Below are 3973 nucleotides of genomic sequence, written 5' to 3' on the forward strand. Positions count from 1 at the left end.
GATTCCCTATGTGTCTCTAGAAAGGCTTGTAATAACAAAAGAAGCCATCCTTGTTTTGAGCAGAGAAACCGCTGAAAAATTTTGTGTAATGCCACTTTTTAAAAATGAAAACGTTTTGCACGTGGCCATGGAGGACCCTCTAGATGTATTTGCAATAGACAGTATAGAGGAAGAAACAGGCATGGAAGTATTTCAGTCAATAGCCAGAAAAGATGATGTAGTACGGGCAATAGAAAAATATTATTCACCTGTATTTTTAAAAGAAGACTCCAATTATCTGAAAGAAAGAAGGAGTTTTGAGAAAACAGACACCTCTGCAGTAGAGGTTGTCAACCTTGTGATGAAGAAAGCCATAATTGAAAATGCAAGTGATATTCATATAGAACCTGAAGCAAATATTCTTAGGGTAAGGTTTAGAATAGACGGGATACTTCATGAAATACTGACGCCTCCTAAGTCTCTTCACTCGGCAATAGTATCGAGAATAAAAATAATTTCTAAACTTGATATTGCTGAGAAAAGAATACCACAAGATGGCAGGGTGGAGATAAATTTTGAAGAAAAATTAATTGATATGAGAGTGTCTATGCTTCCTACAATCTTTGGAGAAAAGGTTGTAATAAGACTTCTTGACAAATCCAATGTAAAAGTTAGTTTGGAAAGCCTTGGTTTTGAAAAAAGCAATGTGGAAAAATTGAAAAAACTCATAAAGAGACCAAACGGTATAATATTTGTAACCGGTCCCACTGGAAGCGGGAAAACTTCTACCCTATATGCTTCGTTGAATGAGATAAATACTCTGGATAAGAATATAGTTACCCTAGAAGACCCTGTGGAGTACCAGATGGAGATAATAAATCAGGTGCAGATAAATCCCCAAGTGGGGCTCGATTTTTCATCGGGACTGAGGTCGATACTGAGACAGGATCCTGATGTAATAATGATAGGTGAGATAAGAGACGTGCAGACAGCTGAGATAGCTATAGAGTCGGCTATGACAGGACATCTAGTGTTTTCGACACTACATACAAACTCTGCTACTGGAGCTATATCAAGACTTATAGATATGGGGGTAGAACCATTTTTGCTGTCAGCTTCTCTGGCAGGGGTTTTGGGACAGAGACTGGTTAGAAAACTTTGTACACACTGCAAAGAAGAAATAATAGTTTCTGGAGCTGAACTGAAAGAGTTTCAGGCAGATCCAGACAGGGATTATAAACTATATGAGGCAAAGGGATGCAGCTTCTGCAGAAATACCGGGTACAGCGGAAGAACAGCTGTGGTAGAGCTTTTGGAAGTTGAGAGTGAGATAAGAAGTCTCATAAATAAGGGCGCGGATATTTTTCAGATAAAAGATGCCGCCGTAAAAAAAGGGATGAAAACAATAAAGCAAGAGGGTTTTGAAAAAGCTTTAGAGGGAATAACCAGTATAGAAGAAGTTTTGAGAGTGGCACAGGATGATATTTAGTTTATGATATAATATTTTTAGGAGGATTCAAATGAATTTGAAGGATTATGTAGCCCTAGTCGAAGATTTTCCAAAAGAGGGAATTAAGTTTAGGGATATAACTCCCTTAATGAATAACGGAGAAGCTTATCGTGCAGCAACAGATAAGATAGTGAAATATGCAGAAGAGAAAAATATAGACCTTATAGTGGGACCAGAAGCCAGAGGATTTATTTTCGGGTGTCCTGTATCATATGCACTAGGAGTAGGGTTTGTACCTGTAAGAAAGCCAGGTAAGCTTCCTAGAGAGGTCGTGGAGTATGATTATGACCTTGAGTACGGAAATAATGTGCTCTGCATACATAAGGATTCTATAAAGCCTGGACAAAGGGTTCTCATAGTGGATGATCTTTTGGCTACAGGAGGGACTGTAGAGGCTACTGTAAAATTAATAGAGGAACTTGGTGGAGAGGTTGCCGGACTTGCTTTTCTTATAGAGCTCAAAGAGCTGGATGGAAGAAAAAAGTTAGATGGTTATGATGTTTTCACACTGATGGAATATTAAAAAAGGGAGCGGCAGATGTTGCCGCTCTCTATTTAAAAATTTGTAGAAACATTATATTATTATCTTTAAAAATTTAATGGAATCTGAGTTTTTAAAGATAATATTATTCAATTAAGAGGGGAAGAGGGATTTGTGTGGGATATAAACAAGAGTTATTAGATGCCATAAAAAAGAATAATCTCAAAGTTGACACTGACAAGATACTCTTGGCTTATGAATTTGCAAGGGAATGTCATGTGGGTCAGTTTAGAAAGTCCGGAGACGAATATATCATCCATCCGATAGAAGTATCCAAAATACTTATTAATATGAAAATGGATACTGATACCATTGTTGCGGGGATACTTCATGACATTGTGGAAGATACTCTTATAACAGTTTCTGATATTGAATATAATTTTGGAAGTTCTGTGGCCAAACTTGTAGACGGAGTCACAAAACTGAGCGTACTACCTAAGGGAACTAAAAAGCAACATGAAAATATAAGAAAAATGATAGTTGCAATGGCTCAGGACATAAGAGTTGTAATAATAAAACTTGCAGACAGACTCCACAATATGAGGACTCTTAAGTTTATGCCGAGTCACAAACAGGAGAGAATCGCAAGGGAAACCCTGGAAATATTCGCACCTCTTGCCCACAGACTGGGAATGGCCATGATGAAATGTGAGCTAGAGGACCTTTCTCTCTACTATCTAGAACCTGAAATATACAGACAATTAGTCAAACTTATTAACTCTAAGAAAGTCGAAAGAGAAAAATATACAGAAGGTACAAAACAAGAGATAGAAAGATTTTTGAAAGAAAGTAATATAGAGGGTGAGGTTTCAGGAAGGCCTAAGCACTTTTACAGTATATACAAAAAAATGTATGAAAAAGATAAAGAATTTGACGAGATATATGACCTTATTGCCCTCAGAATAATAGTGGAAACTGAAGGTGAGTGCTACAATGTACTTGGAGTCCTTCACGGGAATTATAAGCCTGTCCCAGGAAGATTTAAGGATTATATAGCCGTACCAAAATCCAACGGGTATCAGTCCATCCATACGACCATAGTAGGACCTCAGGGTAAATTTATAGAGGTGCAGATAAGAACAGAAGATATGCACGGGATAGCAGAAGAGGGAGTAGCAGCCCACTGGAGCTATAAAGAAAGAGGAAAAGTAACTAAAAAAGATCATGTTTATTCATGGCTGAGACAGATATTGGAATGGCAGCAGGAAGCTGACAACTCAGAGGAGTTTGTAAAAACAGTTACCGGAGATATTCTTCACGAGACTGTATTTGTATTTTCTCCCAAGGGAGATGTAGTGGAACTGGCTCAGGGTGCCACTCCTCTGGACTTTGCATTTCATATCCACACAGAGATAGGACTGAAATGTGTAGGGGCAAAAATAAATGACAGAATAGTGCCCATTGACTACAAGCTTCAAAACGGAGATAAAATAGATATTATAACTTCAAAAAATGCAAAAGGTCCGGGAAATGACTGGCTGGACATTGTGGTAACCCAAAGTGCCAAGAGTAAGATAAGAAAGTGGATCAAAGACAAGAAATTTGATGAAAACGTAAAACTCGGAAAAGAGATTATGGAGAAAGAGCTTTCTAAATTTGGGGTCTCAATAAAAGAGTTTGAAGTTAGTGAAACAACATTAAAATACATAGAAAAGCAGAATATGCAGTCTAAAGAGGATCTGTATTTCAGACTTTCACAGAATAGGACAAAGGCTGAAGCACTGGCAGGAAGATTTAAGCCGGAAGTTGTAAAAGAGCTGAATTTTGATGATATAGGAGAAAGAAAAAAACCTAAAAACAGAAAGAAGAATGATTACGGAGTGGTTATAGAGGGTCTTGATAATACTCTCATAAGGTTTGCAAAATGCTGTACTCCTCTCCCAGGAGACGACATAGGTGGTTATATAACAAAGGGAGCCGGGATAGCAGTTCACAGAAAAGAC

3 protein-coding genes are annotated in these 3973 nt (G+C 37.8%); all 3 read left to right on the plus strand.

Translation table 11 applies throughout. The features are described 5' to 3' along the window. Positions 1-1468 (plus strand): GspE/PulE family protein (locus ABZA26_RS09480; protein ID WP_372714281.1); only part of this gene is annotated, 1468 nt, incomplete at its 5' end. A 31-nt stretch (positions 1469-1499) separates the two neighbouring features. Then, positions 1500-2012 carry an adenine phosphoribosyltransferase gene (locus tag ABZA26_RS09485; protein ID WP_372714282.1) on the plus strand — a complete coding sequence of 171 codons (513 nt, stop codon included), beginning with the start codon at positions 1500-1502 and terminating at the stop codon, positions 2010-2012. A gap of 134 nt (positions 2013-2146) precedes the next feature. After that, a partial coding sequence (locus tag ABZA26_RS09490) for a bifunctional (p)ppGpp synthetase/guanosine-3',5'-bis(diphosphate) 3'-pyrophosphohydrolase (protein WP_372714283.1) occupies positions 2147-3973 on the plus strand: 1827 nt, incomplete at its 3' end.

The organism is Ilyobacter sp., assembly GCF_041583315.1.
Taxonomy (GTDB): Bacteria; Fusobacteriota; Fusobacteriia; order Fusobacteriales; family Fusobacteriaceae; genus Ilyobacter.

Coding starts and splice junctions, on each gene's coding strand:
- ABZA26_RS09485 (WP_372714282.1), top strand. CDS start 1,500: ATGAATTTGAAGGATTATGTAGCCCTAGTCGAAGATTTTCCAAAAGAG.